Below are 21,618 nucleotides of genomic sequence, written 5' to 3' on the forward strand. Positions count from 1 at the left end.
CCATGGCTGAGGACCTGTTGACTGGTCCGCGAGGACGGCGGTTCTGCTTGGGCGTTCTCACGGCCGCCCGACCGGAGATTTGGACGTTGGCATTTGGATCTGCCATGGCTCCCGGTGATCAGAGGCTTATGGATGAACTGGTCCGCGCTCTCGGCAGCGCTGATGCACTGGCGGTGGCGGAATCTGCCGCAGGATCCGGGCTGCTGGCCGGGCTCGCGGAGGCAGTTGATTCTGCCCGTTATTGGCAGGAACCCGACGAGACCGATCAGCTCCTCACGCACCGACCCGTGCTGACGGCGCTCGGCCCCGTTGCCACTTCGCTGTCAGGTTCCCTGGCGGCATGGTTGCGCCCAAGCACGGCGGCTCTCGACCGGCAGTGTTTCGTGCAATGGACTGATGAACACCGGCTGCCACCTCCAAGCCTCACCGGTGCCGCCGAACAGCTCGCCCGCTGGAAGGCCTCGACTCTCGCGGACGAACGTCAGGCAGCTGACCGCCCAAGGGACCCCGCAGCCCTTTGGAGCGGACGATGGTGGTCCACGCCGGCACTGTCCGACCTGGTGACAACTACCAGGAGCATCACCGGGCTGGGGGCCATGAAACTGGTGCTGGTCGAAGACAGCATCGGCTGGAAGCACGCCATGGTCTGGCCGCTCGAACCGGCCTCAGGGTCGCGCATTTACGAAATCTCGGAGCCAGCGGCGTGGACAGGCCTTGTGGCTCGCTATCCTCTGGACGTCAGCCTTGCGAAGCGCCATGACTGGTGGCGAACAACAAGGGTGGAAGGGCCCTGGCTCATGCCTGACTGGTCAGCCGTCGCCGCCGACTACGACGGCGTTCACCTCACCGTCGCCGGCTACCTAACGACCGCCGGGAGATACCTCCCCGTCGGTCAGGCCGGCACGGTTCTAGCGGGCTGGAGCCCTGACGAGACCTATTGGCTCAACGACGTGCTCCGTCCTGGCACGGCCCCCTCAGAGTGGCACAGCAACGAGTCCCAACCGCCCACATGGACGGGCAACGCCACCGCACTGTAGACACCAAGGCCTCGCGAGGCGAACGAAGCGGGCCTCGCTGCGCTCGGGCAGCACAAGCATTTTCTTTCCTTTTTTGCTGCTGTCCGTCGGATCATACGTGCCCGCTCCACCGCTGCAACCGTCCTGCGGACGGCAGCGCACCGGATGCCTTGGGTCGGCGCTGCGCTTATTTCCTCCCGCAATCCATCCACTGCTTGCCCTTCGGGTTGCCTCGGCTCCGTCGGGCACAGCTACGCGATGCTCCGCCAGCAGGCAAAAAACATGGTGGGGGAGAGGGAAGCCGTTAGGTCAGGCACCCGCCCCGCCCCAGCGGAACGGAACATCGCCTCATGAACACAGAAACCATGACCCGCACGGCCACAGCCGACACCGCGGAACCGGTCACCGCCCCGGCCCTGCCCGCCGACGACCGGACCGGGGACGGGTACGACTGGATGGACACCCTCGAAGGCACCGCCTGGTCCGTGCTCCCGAACTGGGGCAGCGAAGGCTGGGACGCCGGAGCCTGGCCCTACATCATCTTCGCCGTCGCCCGCACCCGCGACAGCAACGGGGAACTGTTCGGCTACGGTACCTACGTCGAGGGCGACACCGCCACGCACTGGTTCCGCTCCGAGGACGCCTGCTTCGAAGCCATCACCGCAGAGGTTTACTTCCACTGGGCCTCAGGCCAGTCCGACGGCCCGGACAACCTCCCCGCTACAGCCGCCGAACTCCCGGCGCAGGACCGCAGGCCCTACCCCGGCTGGACGAAGTAGAAGCTCCTGAGGTGTCCCGGCCAACACCGGCCGGGACACCTCACGGCACGCCAACATTCGTTGACAACATCATTGAGATTCCTTCGGATCGTACGTGCCCGCTCCAGCCCGTCTAGCCCCTCCGTTCCTCCGGGGCCTGCGGTGCGGGAAGTTCCCTGCGGCGCTCCTTCGTCGCTTATTTCCTCCGGGAATTTCCCGCCCCTTGCCTTCGGTAGACAGGCCTCCGTCGGGCACAGCTCCGCAAGCTCCGCCAGCAGCCAAAAAACAACTGTGAGTCTTGCAGTGGCTGGTCTGGGACTAGCTGGCAGTGTTGATGCCGGTCGTTCTGCCTAGCGCGTGACTCGAAAAAACAATTGCCCCTTGAGGGTGCGTTTCCCCCGACTTGTCCGCGCCAGGTGGGACGGCCGGCGTTGGTCTGTCCCACGACGGTGGCTTGATTAGAAGCTTGCCCGGCCCCCTACGGTTGTGGCTCATCACAGTATTGCCTCGAAGTGACTCCTCCCAGGTCAGCGCCGGTCGCGATGCGACCAGTCTTGCCCGCTCGAAAGGAAGGAGGTGGCCGCGTTGACTATCGTTGCGCAGACCCGCCCATTCGTCATCGGCGTGGACTGCCACGCCCGCACACACACCTACGCCATCATCGAGGCCAGCACCAAGCGACAGATCGCATGCGAGCAGTTTCCGACCACCCCGGCAGGGATTTCCCGCGCACTTGCCTGGGTAGGCCGACGGACAGACGGCGACATGGCCTGTCTATGGGCCGTTGAAGGCATCGGCTCCTACGGGGCACGTCTGGCCAGGACAGTAACCGACGCCGGCTATGACGTCGCCGAAGCTCCCCGGATGAACGCCCGGGGTCGCCGGGGGATCGGCAAATCCGATCCGCTGGACGCCGCCGCCATCGGAACCGCAGTCCTGGCCATAGAGGAGTCCCGGCTTCGTGCGCCGCGACGGGATGAAGGGATCCGTGCCGGACTCAGGATCTTGAGCGCTGCCCGGGATCGGTTGACCCGGGAACGAACAATGAACGTCAATGCACTCGTCGCCTTACTCCGTCCACACGATCTGGGAATTGACGCTCGTAAACCGTTGGTTCCAGCCCAGATCGGCACGATCACCAGATGGCGGGAACGACAGGAGCAGCTCGAGCTATCGATCGCGCGCGAGGAAGCAGTTCGGTTGGCGCGCCGCGTTCTCGAAGTGACCACCCAGCTGACTGCGAACCAGAAGCGCATGACAGAGCTGATCCAGCAAAGTCCCGCGGCGCCGCTGTTGGAGATGGTCGGTGCTGGGGCTGTCACAGTCGCCATCGTCCTGACAGCGTGGTCGCATCCAGGAAGGGTTCGCAGCGAAGCTGCCTTCGCCTCACTGGCAGGGGTGAATCCCTTGCCGGCCTCAAGCGGTAACACTGTCCGGCACAGGCTCAACCGGGGTGGTGATCGGCGCCTGAACCGGGCTTTGCACACCATCACCATGACCCGGATGGTCCACGACTCCGGAACACGGGACTACGTCACCAAACGCACCCAAGAAGGCCGCAGCTACCGCGAAATCCGCAGGTCCCTCAAGCGCTACATCGCCCGAACACTCTACCGCCAGCTCAACGCCCTTTACGCAACGACGGAACCGGCCTCATCCCACGCTGCCGGGGCAGATGGTTCAGGTGGTGTCCCTTAAAGGAGGGTCTATCGGGCGCGGTTCAGCTCGTGGGTGAGTTTCGAGCGTGGACCGCTCGGAGGGCCTGCAGTCCCTCTTCTCGCCAGGCTCGGGCGGAGGCCATGACCTTAGTGAAAGCGCTGGATCCGTGGATGTGCCCGAGTTGTAGGGAGAACGTGGCGTGCACTCCAGCGGCGGTGAGGCGTTCGGCGTAGCGTGCGCCGTCGTCGGCGATGGGGTCGTATTCGGCGGACATAATGTGTGCCGGCGGCAAGTCGCTGAGGTTCTCGGCGAGCAGCGGTGATGAGTAGGGGTTCGTCGCTTCTGTTTCTGATTTGAGGTACAGACGTCGGCAAAGGTGCAGTGTTTGTTCGGTGAGTCCGTAGCCGGTGCCGTTGGAGCGGATGGAGGGGCTCCTGAAGGTGAAGTCGAGCGCGGGGACTTCCAGCAGCTGGAAGGCGATCGCGGGGCCGTTGTTGTCTCGCGCTTTCAGGCAGAGGGCGGCGGCGAGGTTGGCGCCGGCGGATCCTCCGCCGACGGTGATCAGGTCGGCGCGGGCGCCGAGGTCCTCGATGTTCTCGGCGACCCAGAGGAGCGCGGCATAGCTGTCGTTCAGGGCGGTGGGGAAGGGGTGTTCGGGAGCTTTGCGGTACTCGACGGCGACGACGATGCAGTCCGCTCCGGCGGCGCGTTCCTGGCAGAGGTTGTCGATGAGGATCGAGTGGATGGTGCCGCCGATCCAGCCGCCGCCGTGGAAATAGAGGTGCACGGGGTGGGGGCCGTCGCTGTCGGGGTGGAAGACGTTGAGGGTGGTCTCCCCGTCCTGGACGGGAAGGGTCACGGTGCGCTTGCTGCGGACGGGTGGGGCGGGTTCGAGGAGCTGCTCGGCGAGTGCGGCAGAGCCTGCGTTCTCCTGCGCGCGGAAGGCGGCGATGTCCTCGATCTCGGCGGGGACGGTCGGCAGGGTCTCGAGCAGGGGAACGAGGAACGGGTCGAGGGGCATCGGGTCTTCTCCTTCGAAGAGGTGGGGTGTCAAAGACTGCCGCGCAGTGCGCGGCAGAGGGCTTCGGCGCGGTCGTCGGGGTAGCCGCCGGGGCGGATGGTGGCGTATCCGAGGGAGACGCCGGATTCGGGGTGTGCGAAGCCGAGCTGGCCTCCGGCTCCGTCGTGGCCGAAGCTGCCGGGGCCGGCCATGCCTCGGGGGATGGAGTCGAGCATGAATCCTGTGCCCCATCGCAGACCCGCGTCGGGGCCGAAGAACGGTGCGCCGACCGATTGGGGGAGGCGGGCTTCGCGGGTGGTGGCGGGCTGGAGAAGACGGATCCCGTCGACCTCGCCGATGGTCGCGGCGTAGAGGCGGGCGATGTCGTGGGCGGTGCCGACGATGTTCGCGGCGGGGTTCTCGAAGCCGAGGAGGTCGGGGGTGTTCGCGGAGGCGAACAGGTTGAGGCCGTCGATGGCTCCGTTCATCCCCATGACGCGCGCCAGCATGTCCGGGTTCGGGCTCTTCCACGGCGGTACGGCAGTGTCGGGGAGTGGCTGCTCCTGCAGCGCGAAGTTCGAGTCGGTGTCGGGGTCGGTCCCGAAAGTGAGTCCGAGGCCGAGCGGGCCGGCGACGTGCTGGTGGAGCCACTCCGCGGGGCGCAGTCCGGTGGTGCGGCGGAGGACTTCGCCGGTGAGCCAGCCGAAGGTGAGCGCGTGGTACGAGTGCGCGGTTCCAGGCGCCCAAAGCGGGTTCTGCCGGGCGAGGGCTTCGGTGACCGGATGCCACGCGCGTAGGTCCTCCACGGTGAGGGGCTCATCGGGGGCGATGAGTCCGGCGCGGTGCGCGAGGAGCTGGCGGACGGTCAGTGCGCTCTTGCCGCGTTCGGCGAACTCTGGCCAGTAGGTGGCGACCGGTTCGTCGAGGGCGAGATGGCCGGCTTCGACGGCCATGAGCAGGCAGATGGTGGTGACACCTTTGCTGACGGAGAAGAGGATGCTGCGGGTGTCGGCCGTCCACGATCCATGGCGGAAGGCGCCGGCGTGGAGGTCGACGACGGGGACGCCGTGGAGGTAGACGGTGCAGGCGGCGCCGGTGTCGCCGCGTTCGGTGAAGTTCTGCGTGAACGCGTCGGCGACGCGCTGGAATCCGGGCTCGACGTGTCCGTAGATGGTGGGGGCAGGAGCGGTCATGGGTGGCGTGGAGGCTTTCTGGGTGGAGGTGATCATGATGCTGCCAAGGACGCGGTGGCGGCGGCGACGTCGATGCTCTCGGTCTCGTGGTGGAACTCGTTGATGAGGCGTCCGCTGCGCACCCCCCACCAGCCGACGGCGATCCCGGCGGCGGCGAGGACGGAGAGGGCGATCAGGAAGCCGTTGATCGAGTTCGCGAGAAGGACCGGCACAGGGGCCAGGAGCAGTGCAGGCACCAGGCGGGCGGTGGCGAAGATGAAGCCTTGGCCGGTGGAGCGGAGCATGGTCGGGAGCGCTTCGTTCACCCAGACGCGGAAGATGGGCTCTCCGCAGAAGACGGTGCCCATGCCGGACACGAGCACAGTGGTAACGAGCGTGGCCAGGTTCATCCCGAGGACGACGGGAATCAGGTACGCCGCGACGTACAGGATTCCGCCGAGGATGAAGAAGGTGAGGCGGAAACGGGTGTCGACCACCCGCATGAAGATGACCTGCACGATGATCGCGAGCGGCACGAGGAACAGCACGAACACGGAGAATTCGGACACGGGCGTGCCGGTGAAGTTCGCTCCGATGTAGGCCGCGTAGGAGCCGAACAGCGTGATCGGGATGCTCACCAGCGTGAAGAAGCCGACGAGGATGAGGAACGGGAAGCGCAGCGGAGGTGTGATCAGGTCCCGCAGCTTCGAGCGGTCAGCGCGCACGGTGTGCACGCCCTGTGTCTGTTCCAGGCGGGCAGCGCGCCAGCTGGTGGACTCAGGGATCGTGAGCCGCAGCGCGAGCACGATAATCGCGACGACGGCGATGAGGCCGAAGATTGCCTGCGCGGCGAAGATCCCGGTCCCGCCGGTGAGGGTGGCGACGAGGACGACGGCTCCGATGCCAACTCCGGCGAGGAGGTTGGACATCACGAGGATCTTCCCACGGTTCTGATCTGTCGCCGCTTCGGCGATGGTCGCGAGGGAGACGGGGATGTCGGCGCCGATCGCTACCCCGAGAACACCCAGACCCAGCAGCAGCAGCGGGAACGCGGTGGCGAAGATCGGGACCGACGCGCCGAGGGCGATGAAGATCATCGTGACCACGAACACCCGCCGCCTCCCGAAACGGTCGCCGAGGCGACCGCCGATCAGAGCGCCGACCGCCACCCCGAAGGTGAGGGCGCTGGTGAGCACCCCGATCTGCCCGGGGGTGAGCCCGATCGTCTGCTGGAGGATCACCAACGCGAAACCGATACCGTTCAGGGCTGCTCCATCGACGAAGGACGCCATGCCGGCCACGGTCCCCACCCACCAGGCGTTCAACGGGCGAGGGGGTGCCGGAATCGCTTCTGTCATGACCTTCTCCTTTGAAGACGTCGAGGCCTGGCCTCGTCGTGGGTGCCGGCGAACCCGGCTGCAACTGACAGTAGACCAACATTGTCCAGTGTGGCAAGCATTCACTGTGGTAAATATTCGGTTTGGCAAAAGTTTGTGCGAGGATGAGGTGTCGGGCGGGGTTCCCGCGGATCGAAGGAGAGCCGAGATGACGGTGGAGACGACGGAGCAGCCGGCGTCGGTGAAGCGGCGCGGGCGCTACGCGAACGGTCTGCAGCGGCGAGACGACTTCATTGACCGCGCGTTCGAGATATTCGCGACGCACGGTTTCCAGCGCCTGTCGTTGCGGAAGATCGCGGAGGAGCTCGGGGTCAGCCACGCCGCCCTCAGCTACCACTTCCCCTCGAAGGAGGATCTGCTGCAGGCAGTCTTCGATCGCCAGGCGGAGCGGGACCGGCCCCTACTGGAGCAGTCGCTCGCCGAGCGGGGCTTGCTGGCAGCACTCCCGGAGCTCGTGCGACAGAACGAAGATTTCCCGGGACTGGTCCAGCTCGACGCCACCATGCAGGCGGAGGCGATTCGCAAGGACCATCCGGGGCACGAGTTCACCCACCGCCGGATCGACCTGTTCAATGCCGACGTTCGCCGGGAGCTCGAGCGCGAGCAGGAGAAGGGTCGTCTGCGCACAGACCTCGACCTCGACCTCACCGCGCGTCAACTCACCGCCATGGCGCGAGGTCTCCAGATGCAGTGGCTCTACGACCCCACCGTCGACGTCGCCGCGCACCTCGACGGGTTCCTGGCGTTCCTGCGAGCCTGAGCACGCGATCGCCGCGAGGGCGGCGCGACCTGCCGTCAGTTTGAAGAACGGCTGCTTCGCCTGACCGCGTCGACAGCGCCTGTCAGGGCGTCGTGAATAAGTGCCAGGGTCTCCTCGTTCTCGCGGTCGGATCCGAGGAGCAGCTCCACGCGCACGACGATCCCCGCCACGATGCCCAGGGTGATCTGCACCCCCGGGTGATCGGGCGGGACCCCGAGGTCCTCCGCGATCGCGTCCGCCGCGATGGCGAGCAGGGGAGGAGGGTCCTCCGGTCCAGATCCCTGCAGCACCGGATTCCGCTCGAGCATCGCGGCTCTCAGCCGCCACTCCTCCTCGGGAACGAAGGCCGGTTCTTCGCGAAGCCACTGAACGACACGATCGACGACCGACGCGCCCTCGTCGCGTGAGCGCAACGCGAGGATCAGGCGATCAGCCGCCGCGGACGAGGATGCCGTGGCGATGTGCAGCTTCGTCGGGAAGTACGCCGACACGGACCGGGCCGACACCTCCGCCTCCTCGGCGATCTGCGCCACCGTCGTCGCGTCATAGCCCTGCTCGGCGAACAGCCGCATGCCGGCGAGGAGAACAGCACGGTACCGGCGCTCCTTCGAGCGCTCTCGAAGCGAAGTCGCAGCCATACAGCAACCTTACCTTGTCTGCATTTCTGCATTCAGATGTATAATTGCAGTGAACCGCAACTTTGGAGGACTTATGGTCGACCCCACCCCCACCCGAATTGAACGCCCCCGATGGACCCGCTGGGCGCTGCTCGTCGTCGGCCTCTGCGTGCTACTCATCGCCTGGGCCGAGCCGTTCTTCGTGCGGTATCCTCCGGCGGGATCCTTCCTGCTCGTAGGCCTGCTCGCCGCAGGTGTGGCCTGGCGCCGCCCGCACGGCAGTAAGGCGGCATGGGTGACGATCCTCTCGGTGATCATCAGCGCCGGCGCGCAGCTCGCGTGGCTCGTGACCGCCTGGTACCCCGCGTGGGCGCTGGCCCTGGGGTTCGCACTGGTGGTCGCCTTCTCCTGCTTCGCCGGTTTCTGGGAGCTGAGCAGGACACGTCGCCGCGCCCTCACCCAGGACCGTAGTACTCCGTCGGCTCGATCCCTCCTCAGCATCCTGCGGAGCGTTGTGAACAGCGTCCTCGTCGTCATCGCCGCCGTGACCTCCACTGTCGTTCTCCTGGTCGCCGCGGCCCCCGCGGCGGTGGCCATCCCGATCCAAGCCGCCGCCGGTCAGACACCGTCGTTCCAGCCCCGAGGACCCGAAGGAGCTATCAGCGTGACAGCGAACGGAGACGGGCTCACGAGCGACGTCCGATACGGCGACGAGTACCCCAGCAGCTATCTCGACGTCTACATCGCCGATGACGACGCATCCGTCACCCGACCCACCTACATCTACATCCACGGTGGCGGCTGGATCGGCGGGACCAAATCCGACGGCGATCCCAACGCACCCGGCGGCGGTTTCGCCGTCACCACAGACCCCGTCCTCGACGGGGGATTCAACTTCGTGAGCCTCGACTACGGCCTCGCCCCGACCGTCGAGTACCCCACGCAGGTGAAACAGATCTCGCAGGCAGTCGCCTTCCTCCAGCAGAACGCCCAGCAGTACGGCCTCGACATGTCCGAGGTCGTCATTGCAGGAGGAAGCGCCGGCGGACAGCTCGCCGGCCAATTCGCCAACATCCAGACCAACCCGACCTACGCCGCGCAGATCGGAGTGCAACCGGTCATCGATGACGCTCTGCGAGCAGTCGTGCTCGACAGTCCTGCGCTCGAGCTGGAGAAGACAGGCGAGACGCAGACGCCGCAACCGGTGAAGGACCTCATCTTCGGACTGTCTGCGCGCAGCTACGTAGGCACCTCCGTGGCCCTGAATGAGGAAGCATCCGTCACCAACCACGTCACCGTAGACTTCCCTGCCACCTTCATCGCAGACGGCAACACCGGCACGTTCCCGGATCAGGCCGAGAACCTGCACGAGCGCCTCGACCAGCTCGGAGTGACGAACGCTGTCGACGTCCCGCCGGCGAGCTCGGTGATCCTGGGCCACGGCTACATGGCGATGCCGGGCACATGGACTGACACCTACAACGAGAAGAAGCTCGCGTTCTTGTCGGCACTCGGCCTTTGACCACTCACCCTGCACCGCAGTGCGTCCGAACACGCCCTTGCGGAAGTCTGGTCCGATGACCAGGGGCGTCCCGTATGGGGATGGCGTCATGGTGGAGCTCGTCTGAAATTCGACCTCGGATCTCGCTGTCACACCGGCGCCCCGTCCGCCGTAGCCCAGATTCGCTTTGCCCGAACGCTGTTTTACGGTCTTTTCCACGATGTCGGCTTGAACCGGCATTCGCACGCCGTTGTACTCAGCTTGCGCGAGCTGGGTCTCTAAGTCGAGGTAAGCATGGTTTTTGAGGGCCATGAGTAAAGCATCTCAGGCGTAAAAGACATCCTCGGTGACAACGCCCGTAAGCCGGTCGATCACCGTGCCGCGGAAGCCCGCCGCCACGGTCCGGGCGATTGCTGGCGTAAGCCAGGTACGTGAGACCCGCACGGTGATAAGCGCGGTGACGGGGGGATTACTGCAACCCTGTTCGTCATGACTGGAATGAAGATCGGCTATGCCCGCGTCTCGACGAACGACCAGGACCTGACCGCCCAACGAAATGCCCTCTTTGCCCTTGGCGTTGAAGAGAAGCAGATCTTCGTCGATCACGGACTTACCGGAGCGAACCGGGTCCGCCCTGGACTCCGTGAAGCGATGGCGGCCTGCCGAACCGGCGATACCCTCGTGGTGACCAAGCTCGACCGACTGGCCCGGTCCCTTTCAGATGCCAGGGACATTGCCGATGAGCTCACGGCCAAAGGGGTTGTGCTTAGTCTCGGCGGCAACAGTCACGACCCGACCGACCCGGTAGGCCGGTTGCTGTTCAACATGCTGGGAATGGTGGCCGAGTTCGAGGCGGATCTGATCCGGGCGCGCACCCGCGAGGGCATGGCGGTCGCAAAGGCCAAGGGGCGGCTGAAAGGCAAGCAACCCAAATTGTCCAAGACCCAGCGGAAGCACCTCCTGACACTGCATGACGCCGGCGAGCACACGCAGGCCGAGCTGGCCGAACTGTTCGGGGTGTCACGGACGACTGTGTACCGCGAGCTCCAAAGGCGCACCATCTGAAAACCTACGTGGCGCCGCCTGCCAGGAGTGCCACTTATCGCTGCAAAAAGAACACGATTTAGCGCCGCGATTCGCAGGTTGGAGCCGCGCAGCGCTCTGCGCGACCAGCAAGCCCGTGCTGCGCGCGAGAGCACCACAACGAAGCCCGGAACGACGTGCTGTCTGAAGACTCTGGGTTCCGGCGTCGCCCAACAAGCGCCCAGGCCTACTGCACGGACCTCGCTTCGCTCGGGCTGTAGAAGCGCTATTTCTGTTTTCGCTGCTGTCCTGTCGGATTGTACGTGTCCGCTCCGGCCCGTCTAGCCCCTCCTTCGTCGGGGCCTGCGGCGCAGGAATTTCCCTGCGGCGCTCCTTCGTCGCTGATTTCCTCCGGGAATTTCCCGCCCCTTGCCCTGCGGGTAGACGGGCCTCCGTCGGCCACAGCTCCGCAAGCTTCGCCAGCAGCCAAAACAACGGTGGGGGAAGGGAAGCTGGCCGGCCACCAAAGCCGCCCCACCCACCATCATCCTCAGCAAAGGACTCTCAAAACCATGACTGATGCAATCCGCATTTCCAGCCCCGCCGACATCCTCGGTTTCATCCCGCACTCCCTCGGGTTCGTACCGCGTGAATCCTTCGTGTTCCTGACCATGCGGGGCAAGACGCTGGGCGCGACACTGCGCGTCGACGCCCCCGCGTCCGCGGAACCTGCCGGGTTCGCCGCCTCCATGACGGAGTACCTCGCACTGGACACGCAGGCCACGGCGGTGCTGCTGGCAATCTACACGGCCACCACCCCCGAGCCCGGGAAGGAGCGCCCCTTCCACGACCACGTCGAGGCCGTCATCGAGGCGCTGGACAGCGCAGGTGCCCCGCTGCAGGACGCCTGGCTGGTCACACCGTCGCACTGGCAAAACCTGCTGTGTGACAGCGAAGCCGGGTGCTGCCCGCCCGAACCGCTCGAATCCATCACCGACGGACAACTGAATGCGGAACTGGTGTTCCGTGGCAGCAGCTACCAGAAGACGCCCGGCACCAGCTACGCACCGTTCGCCGGCCCGGCAGACAGGGAGGAGCAGATCCGTCACGCGCTCCCGGGAGTGCTCGGCGCAGAGCTGACTCCGGGCCGGGAACTGTGGGCCCAGACCCTGACCCGGGGCGGCTGGTTGGACCCGCAGACCGCGGTGGAGCTGCTGGCGTGCTTCCAGCGTCCGGACCTGCGCGACACATTGTTCTGCAACGTGATCGACCCGGAGGCCCCAGACGCCGAGGGAAGCGGGAATCTGCTCGTGGGGGAGGGGATCGCCCCGGACTGGGACCGCGCGGACCGGGCGCAGGAAACCGCCCGCGACCTCATCGACGCCGCGCCGGAAGGGTACCGGGCGCCCCTGCTGACCCTGATCGGCTGGCTGGCGTACCTCAAAGGCCAGTCGTCGGTAGCCGGAGACCACTTCAAGCTCGCCCTGACTGACACGCCGGGCTACCGGCTCGCGGAACTCATGGACCAGCTGGTGAGCCGGGGAACCATCGCCCCCGTCGCAAAGAACCAGGCAACCGCCTACAAGCGGCACCGCTAAACGGGTGGGGCCGGGCCGGGGAAGGGTCCGGCCCCCCTGGGGTGCGGGGGCGGCCTCCCCCGCGTGCGCTCCTCCGGCCGCCGATCACGCTGCCGCGGGCGCAGCCCCAGAAGCCCAGCAACGGACGGACGCCGGGCTACAGTGGAAAAGGAACACAAATCCACTAACAGCCCGGGGGCAGCACATGAGCCACGAGTACATCCTCACGGACGACGACGCCGCACCCGCCGATGCCACCCACGCCCAGGACGTTCTTGAGCTCTCGATGTTGACCATGCCGCAGCCAGGCGCCCCCATCGTTGATATCTCCTGGGAGAAATCCCCGCTGGACCTATAACTTCATGCAGCAATGACGCTGCAGCACTGGTTTTCCTTTTGCTGAGGGAAAAACTGAGGCCGGCCCCAAGGGGCCGGCCTCAGCCCCTTTAACCGCTAAAGGACCTCGCTCCGCTCGGGCTGCAGAAGCGCTTTTCTGTTTTGCTGCTGTCCTGACGGATTCCTTAGGCGCGTCGCCGACTTGCAGAAGCCATCCACCAGCAAACGGCGGCCACAGCACTGTTAAGCACCGCAATATAGATATCGCCGGCAGCAGGCCGACCAATGTTCAGGTCCACGGCTACCAACACCACTGAGGTGCCCGCTGCAACACTGAACACCACCGCCACGATCTTCATGGACCTCCCGGTCGGCGGCCTCCGCCCGTGAATGGTGGCTTGTTTAGCTGTCATCAGTTCGCGTCTACTGCTAAAGCCGGTGTCCCGTGTTGGGCTACGTACCAGATGCGCGGAGGGACAAAACCGCACGAGCCGCAAAAGTGACTCCCGCGAGAAGCAGGATGACTGCCGAAACGACGGAGTACCAAGCCCCGTTGGAACTCAGTGCGATGTATACGCCGATGAGAGAGAAAACAACTGCCCCCAGCGACCAAATGAGCGTTGCTCTTCTGGTGTTGTTCATGGCCCCAGCCTAAGGGACCAAAGATCAGAATGGGCGTCCGCTGGCGCGGCCGGCTGTGGGGCCAGTGCCGGCTCCGCAGGGCTCCGCCGCCCCTGACCCTGTCTTGTCTTCGACATTTTGGCTGCTGTCCTGACGGATTGTACGTGTCCGCTCCGGCCCGTCTAGCCCCTCCTTCGTCGGGGCCTGCGGTGCAGGAAATGTCCCTGCGGCGCTCCTTCGTCGCTGATTTCCTCCGGGAATTTCCCACCCCTTGCCCTGCGGGTAGACAGGCCTCCGTCGGCCACAGCTCCGCAAGCTTCGCCAGCAGCCAAAACAACGGTGGGGGAAGGGAAGCTGGCCGGTCACCAAAGCCGCCCCAGGCGACAACAGGGTCCACGCCCGCACCCATTCCACCCGCTTGACAGACATAGAAGCGTCGGGGGGAGAGGGAACGCTGGCCGGTCACCTGAGCCGCCCCACCCACCGGAATCCTTGGGCAAAAAGGAGCAACACCACATGAACACCAACCCGACCCTCGAAATGCTCGACCCGGCCACCCTGACCGTCGACATCAACGTCCGCAAAGACGCGGCCCTGACCGCTGATTTCATCGCCAGCATCAAAGAACACGGCGTCATGGAACCGGTTATTGCCCACCGCAAGGACGACGGCACCGTGCACGTCCTGATGGGTCAGCGCCGCACCCGCGCCGCCGTCGAAGCGGCCCGGCCCCTGATTCCGGTGATGATCATCGAATCCCCCGAGGAAGCCGAACGCATCGTGACCCAGGTCGTGGAGAACATCCAGCGGGCCGAACTGACCGACGCGGACGAGGCCGACGCCTACCACCAGCTGTCCCTGATCGGCGTCTCGGCCGCCGCGATCGCCAAGAAGACCGGACGGACCAAAACCACGATCGAGGACGCGCTGAAGGCCAAAGCCTCCGACGCCGGAGCCGCCGCCCTGGGCAAGGGCTACACCATCGATGAAGCCCTCATCATGGCCGAATTTGAAGGCGACGAAGACGCCACCGAGGAATTGGAGTCCGTGCTGGCGGATGAAGCCGACCAGCTCCTGCATGTCGCGCAGCTTCTGCGCGACCGCCGGGCCAGCGAAGCCGCCCGGGCCGCGCTCGTGACCGAGCTCGAGGCGGCAGGGAAGACCATCGTGGAGGACGCCGGGTACTACGACGAGGACGAGAACCTGTACGTCTCGGCCGCCAAGCGTGCCGACGGGGAACCTGCCACCGACGAGGACGCCAACGCCTACAAGATCAGCACCGACTACCGGGGCCAGCACACCGCCACCCCCGTCATCACCGGCTGGAAAGACCTGGGCTTCACCCCCAAGTACGAACGCTATGACGGCGGCACCCAGGCCCAGAAAGGCCCGATGACCGAGGACCAGAAAGCCGAACGCAAGACCCTGATCGCGAACAACCGCGAGATGGAAAGCGCGACCAAGGTCCGCCGCGAGTTCGTGAAGACCCTGCTGTCGCGGAAGACCGCGCCGAAGGGCTGGCAGTACTTCACCGTCCACGCCATCACCCACCACCCCGAAACCGCCAGCGGCTACGACGGCAAAGTCGCCACCGAAATGCTCGGGGCCAAGACGGGGGAGGACACCGACCGGTGGGGCTGGAACCCGCTCCGGGACCACACGGCCAAAACCACCGCACGCCCCGAGTTTTCCCTGATCGCCCTGATCTGCGCCGGGTACGAGAAGACCATCCAGAAAGACTCGTGGAGGTCAGCGGAGAAGCGGCACTTCGACTACCTGAACCAGCTCACCCGGTGGGGATACACCGCCAGCGCAGTCGAGAAGATCATCCTCGACAAGCACACCGCCGAGACCGAATAATTGGAAGTGGGCCGGGCGACTGGACCCCCAAAACAGCCGCCCGGCCCAACCATTCGCGGGGACCGGAACCTGCCGTACGCCGGGCGGTCCGCCGCCCAGGGGGAACCTCAGCAGCCACTCACCAGCGACGGACCGCCGTTCACCGCGACCACGCGACCGGCTAGCCACCAACCGCGGGATCAAGGACCAACGAGGTACCAGGCCACGTCAGCACCACAACTCATTCAGCTAAGCTGAACCACAAATTTCCTTGCCCAAGAGAAACCAGTCAGGGCGATTAGGCCGGACCCAGTCTCGGCGAAACATCTGTCGCTTTGAAGAACTCATCGAGATTCAGAATCGCCCTCCTTAGTGCTCGAAGGTCCTGGAGGGGCACGTCCACGTAACCGTCTGAGCCGTCCTCCAGCTCCATTGGGAGCACGCCTTGCGGGGCGTTCTGAGTACTGATCAAGTCGACGTAGGCGCCGTAGTCGATCACATATACGTCAAATCGCTCGCCAGGCGAGTCCTGGGCGGAGTACCCGCGCTTTACGAGGTGCAAGACTCGTGCATCGAACAAAACGACCAACGGGCGAGCGTTGCGGTCCTTTTGATTGACGAGGAATCCGCGGGCCCTCTTTCCACGGATCACCTTGTCGATTATCCAGTTCAGCAACGCCTGGGCTTCGGGTACTTCAGCAAGTGCCCGCTCTTTGTCGTTCTGGAACCATTGCCGAGCAGCCTTACGAACGTGGGGTATGGAAATGGGCTTGTCGCCGGCGCGCCAAGCCGCGTTGGCAGCGATATTGATAGCGTCCCTCGGGACGCCCTCCGCCGCGCGGACCAGTTCGTCAAACGCGCGGCTATCGGTGAAAGCTTCCTTAATCAGGTCTGATTCACGTGCGAGGCCGAGGTCTTCCCGTTCGTCGCCGCCGGCGGTCAAGTGCTTGAAGAACAAACTACGGAAGAACGAGCGCGCCTTCTCTTCCTCTTGCTCGAAAACCATAAAATCGTCCAGGTTAAGGTTCGCCGACATGTCAGCGCCAACTTCGATGCCGATCATTGAGCCGTTTTCAAGTTGTTTTCTGAAGGCGGACTGCTGCTCGATCGCCGCGATCTTGACGGTAAACGGTTGAAGTGGCAGCACACATCGAACGAGGAAAGCTCCCAAGTATGGCTGCGTCTCCAGCGGGACACTCGTCCATTCATCTAAAAGGAGCCAGATTCGGCGAGCCGAGATGCTTTCTGCCAACGAGCGAAGAGCCCTTGCAACGTCGGAGAAGTTAAGCGAGACGCGTTCCTCTCCGTTCCACTTGTCAGTGGTTCCAGTTTGCTGCTCAGCCTCATCACTAGCGCCGGCCGTCACCGAAAGTTTCGGTATAGCGCCCTGGGCGGTAGCACTGACGCCAATCGACCCCTTTTGTTGAGCGCGCTGGCTGTCTTGGATCGTCCGCTCGACTGGGCCGTTGATTCGGATTCCACTGATGGAGTCAAGTAGGGAGTCAAGAGCGTTTACGAAATTGGCGTTGCCTGAGAGCCGGTCGTCATCGAGGGCAGCGCGGAGTATTTCGTCATGGACCTGATTCAACAGATCAACGAGGAGCCGGGCAGTGCGCTCCACGGGGCTTACGTTCTGCCCATCAAAGACGCCTTCGGCGGACCCGATAGTCCGCAGATCGACGTAGATGGCGATGTTGTCCTCGTCTCCCCGCGTCGAGGTCAAATAGCGAAGAGCATGGGTCTTTCCCGTCCCGCGACGACCATACATAATCTGGTGGTCGACCGTATCAAGAGCCTGCCCTACGCCCGAGTCTTCGAATGTTGACCGAAGTTCGGCCTCTGCGCGGGATTCCGCGCGTTTCGGGATCCTGTTGAGTGCTGCGTTGATAACGGAGGGGGTAGGCATGGGACGAGACTACCTTTTCGCTTGCGACGCCAAGGTGCAAACTGCGGGCGTGGCGATTTGTTCAGTGCATATCCATCAAAACGAAAACGACCCTCTATGCCTGTGTCGACGCGGCAGCCGGCGGACCCTCCATATGTGACCTATATCGGTAAACGGCCGCGTTTTGGCGGCGCTATATGGCGCCTGAATCGAAGGTCGCAACCGGAAAGGTTGTCGATGGCGTCCCCAGACAGAGGGTTCCGGGTAGCTTACCGCGGGACTACAACAAACAGGCACACAGCTGTTGCGATGATCCCAAAAATACCGAGAGGTTCGCTTGCGAAGATGAAGGCAAAGACGAGTGAGGCGATTCCGGCTATAAGTCCGACGACAAAAATCCACCCACCTCCCTTATCGAGCACCCATGAGAGACCCCCCATTATTGCGAATCCGGCGATCACGATGACGACGAATACTCCCAAAAGCGCCAGTAGGGGGCCAACGATGCTCCACAGCGAAGCAGCCCGGGAAGCGGGGTCGTCGTCAGCCAGAACGACTGAAAGACTGGACATAGCCGAGAGGGTACGCCCGAACCAACCCTCCTGCAAGAAGAATGCGCACCTTACCGGCTCCGGTCACCAGTACTAATTCTCAGAAACTCTTGCCATCCTTGATCAGAGCAAGAGACCTAACACCGGTGGGCGAATCGAACGGCTGATACATCGAAGGAACTCCCTGGATTGGGTGTTGCTTAGATCAACAGAATCCCGCGGGCGCTAACAGCAACTGCCGTAGGGGAGTACGCGGTTCGCCCCATCTCGGAAGCTCATTTCAGCAAGTCCGAACACTGGTCACATTCAAAAACGACCGATATCTATAGTCCTGCTGGATCACAGCCGTGATGGCGGGGCGTGTCCGTCCTGGACAGTGTCCAGGACGTGGATAGTTGGCGCTCCGGGGTCCTTCAGCGCTGGGAAGAATCGTGATGCACTCGAGATGCTCACGGTGCCCCCTCGTTGCTGAATGGCTGCAGCCTTCGGATGACGTGATGGTCAAGATCCGCCGGTCTGAACGGTGTCGCCGATATGCGTCAGATTGCTGGGGTCCGCCCGCTGGATTTGCACCGAACTGAGTGGACGGTAATGCCGACACTGACAGCCAGGCTAAGGAACAGTGCCAGGAATCCGGCGCCGGCGGCGACATAGTAGCTCGCCGGGTCTGGCACTGAGTCGACGACAGGTTCCATGTAGAACCATATGGTCGCTCCGGCGCTGATTCCGAGTAGCGCGATGAGGCCAGTCACGACCCATGCGGCGATTGCAAGACTAACCATTTTCATATCTCCCCCAAATTGAACGGCAGTCCCGTTCTACCCAAATCCTAGTCAGCGCGCGACGCGGGAGGCCGACTGTCCCGTTGAGGGGTTCCCTTAGAGTCCGCTGGTGTTCCGACTCCGCGAGTGTCCCAGTGCAAGCGCCAACTGGTGTCTGAGGTGCTCGATTTCTGCGGAGAGCTCGCGGTTCCGCTCCAGCGATGCATTGAGGCGGGCGCGCAGGGACTCCGTACTGGCGCTGCTTCGACTCGCTCTGGGTTGTTGTGGGCGGTCCTCGCGCAGCCCGATGATGACGGTTCGCAGGTCGATCTGGGAGTAGAGCCAGGACCGGGATACGCCGGCTGCCGCGGCTACTGTTTCGAAGGTGACGGGGCCGCCCTGGCTTTGGAGATCGCGGAGTGCGGCGACGGCTTTGGAGCGGGTGAGTTCGTGCCGGCGTTCCGCGGCCTGCCGGATATGGCGGCTGTTATCTGCCCGCACGGTTGTCCTCCTCGAGTAAGTGGCTGCGGCCTTCTGGCGTTCCGTTGTCGAGTGTTTGGATGATGCGGTCCAGGTTGCCGAGGACCCGTGTGTTCATTTCGGCCAGCCGCTGCTGGCCTCGGGCTTCGGCGGCGGAGATTATCTGCACGACCTGCGTCCGGTGTTCGCGGTGTTGCGGGAGGAAGTCGGCGGTGGTGATGAACATGGGACAGGTCAGGCAGGCGTTGGCGTGCGGGCAGGTTTTCTGGACCGGGAGGCCGCAGTAGCCGTTGGGAAGTGCCTGGGTGGCCCTGCCGAGGCGTTGTTTGGACCAGGCGGCCTCGGCGAGGGGGCCGTCGGGATCAAGTTCTACGACGCTGCCGGATGCGTTGACTTTCCGTGCGGCTTCCCAGTGTCGCCGGATTGTTGTGTCGCTGAGTCTGGCGTAGTGGGCTGTCATCTGGTGGGAGTCGTGGTCCAGGATCCGGCGTACGACCTCCTGAGGGACGTCGAGGTTGATCAGTCTGGTGCCCAGCGTGTGGCGAAATCGGTGTGGGCTGACCACGGCAGGGGTGCCGTTTTCGTCGGTGACGTTGCAGTCCTCGACCCATCGCCGAAGAGCGGTGCTGTAAGAGCCCGGGCTGAGGTGTCCGGCGCCGTAAACGTCCACCCGGTCATGGGCGAAAAGCTGGCGTGTCCCGGAGTTGCCCGTGCCATTGACGTAGAGGATGTGCTCCGCGATGGCCCGTTCGAGTTCTTCATCGATGGGGACGAGCGCCTCGCGTTTCATCTTGTGGTTCAGATAACGCAGATACGGGGCACCGTCCCTGTCGCGGGTGATGCAGTCCTGGGTCAGGGCCACGGTGTCGCTGATCCGCAGCCCGCACCGGATCAGAATCACGGTGATCAGCCGGTGATGCGGGTTGGTCATTTTGGCGAGATTTTCCCGGTTTTCCAGCTGGGCCATGACGTGTTCGCTCAGTGCCCGGGGTTGCCGGACCGTCTCTTTGGGATAGTCCTCGGTGTAGATCTGGGCCGTGCTGGGCAGATCGGTCACCCATCCGTGACGGCGCATGGTGAGGAGAAACGTGTTGAACTGGCCGATCCGCATCCGGTGCGTCGTCGTCCCGGCGGCATGGGTGTGCAGGTAGGCCAGGAACCTCTCGATCAACTCGCGATCAATGTCGGCGGTGCCGGTGACTGGGATCCTCGTTGAATCCAGAAAGGCGTTGAAGCTCTCCACGGCTTTGGTTCCCAGCACCGCGGATTCGACCGTTAATCCGGTCGTCAGCCGCCAGCGGGCCCATCGTTTGGCCAGCTGCTTCAACCAGGGCCGGGTGATGTTTTCGAAGTGGACCGTGACTTGGCTGCGGGCCGCGATACCGAGGGCCCTGGCATGCCAGATGTCCTTGGGGAACTCGGTCTCCCACGGCGCTGCGGCGCCCAGGGAGGGTCCCGTCCGGACCGGCAGTGGGTCGTTTCGTGAGGGCACGGGATGCAGGGTGGTCATATCGTCACCGTTCTGGAGGCGAACCAGCCCGCATCGGCCAGTGCGCGGCGGGCATCATCGCTGGAGATATGGGCGTAGGTGTTGACCGTCGTCGTCAGGCTCGCATGGCCCAGCAGCTTAGAGACCACCTCGATCGGGACGTTCTCCCGGAGCATCCGAGTGGCATAGGTGTGCCGGAACCAGTGCGGGTCAAACCCGATGCCCGTCTGCCGCCGTAGCCGCCGCACCAGGTCGTGGACGGCGGCATATGTCATTGCCTGCCCGTAGGGCCTGCCCCACAAGTTGACGAAGACGTAGTCGGAATCCAGGTCACCGTATTCGACGTCGAGGTAGTCGGCATACAGCCGGATCAGTTCGACGGTGACCGGGACCGAGCGCGAATGAGGCGACTTTGCGCGCGCACCATTGGTGTTGTCGCGTCGGCGGACAGTGATTTCCCGTTCGGCCACGGCGATGTCCTCATGCCGGAGCCCCAGGGCCTCACCGATCCGGATACCCGCGTCATGGAGCAGCGCGAACAGCAGTCGGTCCCTGAGGTGCCCGCACGAATCCAGAATGCTTTGGACCTCGTCGGGGGCCAGCAGGCGGGGAATCCTTGCCGTCACGGGAAGCTTCACCACCCGGCGCTGTTTCGCGGTGCCCTTGCTGATGTGGTGCAGGAAGGGTTTCCACCCTCCCTGCCGGGCGCCGGGGTCCCAGCACGTGATCAGTTCGCCCAGGTCAAGGCCCTGGCGGGCGGCATGCTGATAGAAGATCGACACGGTTGAAAGCTTGCGGTTCACCGTTGCCTCGCCGCAATGGTGCCCGATCGTGGGGAGCACCGAAAAGACCTGGCCACGCATGTCCGGCGGACGCCGCAGCCACCGGATGAACGCCCCCACGTCTTCCAGCTTCACCGACTGCCAGTCGAGCCCGTATTCGTCCAGGAAAACGAACCAGTCCTTCAAATCGTGGGCGTGGGCCTTGATCGTGTTCGGTGACCGCTCGGTCTCGGCCAGATACCGCAGATACCGCTCCGCCGGTTCCACAACACCGGCCACGCCGACCACTGTGTACGACACCGCATTGCTTGCCGGATCCAACACCTTCGATACCCGCATCGCCGCTCCCGTCAGCTGCCTCGTGGACGGACAAGACGCTAACCCATCCACAACG

General features: G+C 64.3%; 19 protein-coding genes. 9 read left to right on the forward strand and 10 right to left on the reverse strand.

Translation table 11 applies throughout. The features are described 5' to 3' along the window. Positions 1-104: 104 nt before the first annotated feature. From AC1DBD_RS17065 to AC1DBD_RS17075, 3 genes are all read left to right on the forward strand, one after another. Positions 105-1,037 carry a hypothetical protein gene (locus AC1DBD_RS17065; protein ID WP_476982601.1) on the forward strand — a complete coding sequence of 311 codons (933 nt, stop codon included), beginning with the start codon at positions 105-107 and terminating at the stop codon, positions 1,035-1,037. A gap of 329 nt (positions 1,038-1,366) precedes the next feature. After that, the gene (locus tag AC1DBD_RS17070; RefSeq protein ID WP_476982602.1) at positions 1,367-1,795 is read left to right on the forward strand and encodes a hypothetical protein; all 429 of its coding nucleotides are present in this window, start codon (positions 1,367-1,369) and stop codon (positions 1,793-1,795) included. A gap of 564 nt (positions 1,796-2,359) precedes the next feature. Further along, positions 2,360-3,472 carry an IS110 family RNA-guided transposase gene (locus AC1DBD_RS17075; protein ID WP_476982636.1) on the forward strand — a complete coding sequence of 371 codons (1,113 nt, stop codon included), beginning with the start codon at positions 2,360-2,362 and terminating at the stop codon, positions 3,470-3,472. A 22-nt stretch (positions 3,473-3,494) separates the two neighbouring features. Here the strand turns inward: AC1DBD_RS17075 and AC1DBD_RS17080 are convergent, their stop codons facing one another. Genes AC1DBD_RS17080 through AC1DBD_RS17090 form a run of 3 tightly spaced genes read right to left on the reverse strand, consistent with a single transcriptional unit; the run spans position 3,495 to position 6,963 of the window. Beyond that, complete coding sequence (locus AC1DBD_RS17080) at positions 3,495-4,454, reverse strand: alpha/beta hydrolase (RefSeq protein ID WP_476982603.1); 960 nt, start codon at positions 4,452-4,454, stop codon at positions 3,495-3,497. Between the two features lie 29 nt (positions 4,455-4,483). Continuing rightward, a complete protein-coding gene (locus AC1DBD_RS17085; protein WP_476982604.1) occupies positions 4,484-5,662 on the reverse strand; it encodes a serine hydrolase domain-containing protein in 1,179 nt (392 codons plus the stop codon). Next, a complete protein-coding gene (locus AC1DBD_RS17090) occupies positions 5,659-6,963 on the reverse strand; it encodes an MFS transporter (RefSeq protein ID WP_476982605.1) in 1,305 nt (434 codons plus the stop codon). Before AC1DBD_RS17090 ends, AC1DBD_RS17085 begins: the two co-directional genes overlap by 4 nt. 187 nt (positions 6,964-7,150) lie before the next feature. Here AC1DBD_RS17090 and AC1DBD_RS17095 point away from each other — a divergent pair, with 187 nt between their 5' ends. After that, positions 7,151-7,762 (forward strand): TetR/AcrR family transcriptional regulator, encoded by a 612-nt coding sequence (locus AC1DBD_RS17095; protein WP_476982606.1) that lies wholly within the window; start codon positions 7,151-7,153, stop codon positions 7,760-7,762. Positions 7,763-7,797: 35 nt separating this feature from the next. Here AC1DBD_RS17095 and AC1DBD_RS17100 read toward each other — a convergent pair whose 3' ends face one another. Then, complete coding sequence (locus tag AC1DBD_RS17100) at positions 7,798-8,400, reverse strand: TetR/AcrR family transcriptional regulator (RefSeq protein WP_476982607.1); 603 nt, start codon at positions 8,398-8,400, stop codon at positions 7,798-7,800. Positions 8,401-8,449: 49 nt separating this feature from the next. Here AC1DBD_RS17100 and AC1DBD_RS17105 point away from each other — a divergent pair, with 49 nt between their 5' ends. The 4 genes from AC1DBD_RS17105 to AC1DBD_RS17120 all read left to right on the forward strand — a co-directional run bounded on the left by AC1DBD_RS17105 (position 8,450) and on the right by AC1DBD_RS17120 (position 12,838). Continuing rightward, the gene (locus AC1DBD_RS17105) at positions 8,450-9,901 is read left to right on the forward strand and encodes an alpha/beta hydrolase (protein WP_476982608.1); all 1,452 of its coding nucleotides are present in this window, start codon (positions 8,450-8,452) and stop codon (positions 9,899-9,901) included. Between the two features lie 468 nt (positions 9,902-10,369). Next, the gene (locus tag AC1DBD_RS17110; RefSeq protein WP_476982609.1) at positions 10,370-10,945 is read left to right on the forward strand and encodes a recombinase family protein; all 576 of its coding nucleotides are present in this window, start codon (positions 10,370-10,372) and stop codon (positions 10,943-10,945) included. A gap of 530 nt (positions 10,946-11,475) precedes the next feature. Beyond that, a complete protein-coding gene (locus AC1DBD_RS17115; protein ID WP_476982610.1) occupies positions 11,476-12,501 on the forward strand; it encodes a DUF4192 domain-containing protein in 1,026 nt (341 codons plus the stop codon). A gap of 184 nt (positions 12,502-12,685) precedes the next feature. Next, positions 12,686-12,838: a hypothetical protein gene (locus AC1DBD_RS17120; RefSeq protein WP_174182301.1), complete on the forward strand. Its 153-nt coding sequence runs from the start codon at positions 12,686-12,688 to the stop codon at positions 12,836-12,838. A 163-nt stretch (positions 12,839-13,001) separates the two neighbouring features. Here AC1DBD_RS17120 and AC1DBD_RS17125 read toward each other — a convergent pair whose 3' ends face one another. Continuing rightward, a complete protein-coding gene (locus tag AC1DBD_RS17125) occupies positions 13,002-13,175 on the reverse strand; it encodes a hypothetical protein (RefSeq protein ID WP_476982611.1) in 174 nt (57 codons plus the stop codon). A gap of 778 nt (positions 13,176-13,953) precedes the next feature. On the opposite strand from AC1DBD_RS17125, the gene AC1DBD_RS17130 reads away from it, so the two are divergent. Then, the gene (locus AC1DBD_RS17130; RefSeq protein ID WP_476982612.1) at positions 13,954-15,297 is read left to right on the forward strand and encodes a ParB/RepB/Spo0J family partition protein; all 1,344 of its coding nucleotides are present in this window, start codon (positions 13,954-13,956) and stop codon (positions 15,295-15,297) included. 277 nt (positions 15,298-15,574) lie between these two features. On the opposite strand, the gene AC1DBD_RS17135 is transcribed toward AC1DBD_RS17130, so the two are convergent. The 5 genes from AC1DBD_RS17135 to AC1DBD_RS17155 form a co-directional block, all read right to left on the reverse strand. After that, positions 15,575-17,182, reverse strand: coding sequence for a hypothetical protein (locus AC1DBD_RS17135; RefSeq protein WP_476982613.1), 1,608 nt, complete (start codon positions 17,180-17,182; stop codon positions 15,575-15,577). A 248-nt stretch (positions 17,183-17,430) separates the two neighbouring features. Further along, complete coding sequence (locus AC1DBD_RS17140) at positions 17,431-17,733, reverse strand: hypothetical protein (RefSeq protein WP_476982614.1); 303 nt, start codon at positions 17,731-17,733, stop codon at positions 17,431-17,433. 857 nt (positions 17,734-18,590) lie between these two features. Continuing rightward, positions 18,591-18,974 (reverse strand): DUF6262 family protein, encoded by a 384-nt coding sequence (locus AC1DBD_RS17145; RefSeq protein ID WP_476982615.1) that lies wholly within the window; start codon positions 18,972-18,974, stop codon positions 18,591-18,593. Further along, positions 18,961-20,463, reverse strand: a complete 1,503-nt coding sequence (locus AC1DBD_RS17150; RefSeq protein ID WP_476982616.1) for a tyrosine-type recombinase/integrase — start codon at positions 20,461-20,463, stop codon at positions 18,961-18,963. The genes AC1DBD_RS17145 and AC1DBD_RS17150 overlap by 14 nt, the downstream gene beginning before the upstream one ends. After that, entirely contained in the window at positions 20,460-21,563 is a 1,104-nt protein-coding gene (locus tag AC1DBD_RS17155; protein ID WP_476982617.1) for a site-specific integrase, read from the reverse strand. Before AC1DBD_RS17155 ends, AC1DBD_RS17150 begins: the two co-directional genes overlap by 4 nt. Positions 21,564-21,618 lie beyond the last annotated feature (55 nt).

It is taken from the genome of Arthrobacter sp. 10T419 (assembly GCF_056394105.1).

Bases quoted from the DNA above. Each gene is read 5' to 3' on its own strand.
- AC1DBD_RS17110 (WP_476982609.1), top strand. From the start codon at position 10,370: ATGACTGGAATGAAGATCGGCTATGCCCGCGTCTCGACGAACGACCAG.
- AC1DBD_RS17080 (WP_476982603.1), bottom strand. From the start codon at position 4,454: ATGCCCCTCGACCCGTTCCTCGTTCCCCTGCTCGAGACCCTGCCGACC.
- AC1DBD_RS17095 (WP_476982606.1), top strand. From the start codon at position 7,151: ATGACGGTGGAGACGACGGAGCAGCCGGCGTCGGTGAAGCGGCGCGGG.
- AC1DBD_RS17115 (WP_476982610.1), top strand. From the start codon at position 11,476: ATGACTGATGCAATCCGCATTTCCAGCCCCGCCGACATCCTCGGTTTC.
- AC1DBD_RS17085 (WP_476982604.1), bottom strand. From the start codon at position 5,662: ATGATCACCTCCACCCAGAAAGCCTCCACGCCACCCATGACCGCTCCT.
- AC1DBD_RS17120 (WP_174182301.1), top strand. From the start codon at position 12,686: ATGAGCCACGAGTACATCCTCACGGACGACGACGCCGCACCCGCCGAT.
- AC1DBD_RS17090 (WP_476982605.1), bottom strand. From the start codon at position 6,963: ATGACAGAAGCGATTCCGGCACCCCCTCGCCCGTTGAACGCCTGGTGG.
- AC1DBD_RS17130 (WP_476982612.1), top strand. From the start codon at position 13,954: ATGAACACCAACCCGACCCTCGAAATGCTCGACCCGGCCACCCTGACC.
- AC1DBD_RS17135 (WP_476982613.1), bottom strand. From the start codon at position 17,182: ATGCCTACCCCCTCCGTTATCAACGCAGCACTCAACAGGATCCCGAAA.
- AC1DBD_RS17070 (WP_476982602.1), top strand. From the start codon at position 1,367: ATGAACACAGAAACCATGACCCGCACGGCCACAGCCGACACCGCGGAA.
- AC1DBD_RS17155 (WP_476982617.1), bottom strand. From the start codon at position 21,563: ATGCGGGTATCGAAGGTGTTGGATCCGGCAAGCAATGCGGTGTCGTAC.
- AC1DBD_RS17125 (WP_476982611.1), bottom strand. From the start codon at position 13,175: ATGAAGATCGTGGCGGTGGTGTTCAGTGTTGCAGCGGGCACCTCAGTG.
- AC1DBD_RS17150 (WP_476982616.1), bottom strand. From the start codon at position 20,463: ATGACCACCCTGCATCCCGTGCCCTCACGAAACGACCCACTGCCGGTC.
- AC1DBD_RS17140 (WP_476982614.1), bottom strand. From the start codon at position 17,733: ATGTCCAGTCTTTCAGTCGTTCTGGCTGACGACGACCCCGCTTCCCGG.
- AC1DBD_RS17065 (WP_476982601.1), top strand. From the start codon at position 105: ATGGCTCCCGGTGATCAGAGGCTTATGGATGAACTGGTCCGCGCTCTC.
- AC1DBD_RS17100 (WP_476982607.1), bottom strand. From the start codon at position 8,400: ATGGCTGCGACTTCGCTTCGAGAGCGCTCGAAGGAGCGCCGGTACCGT.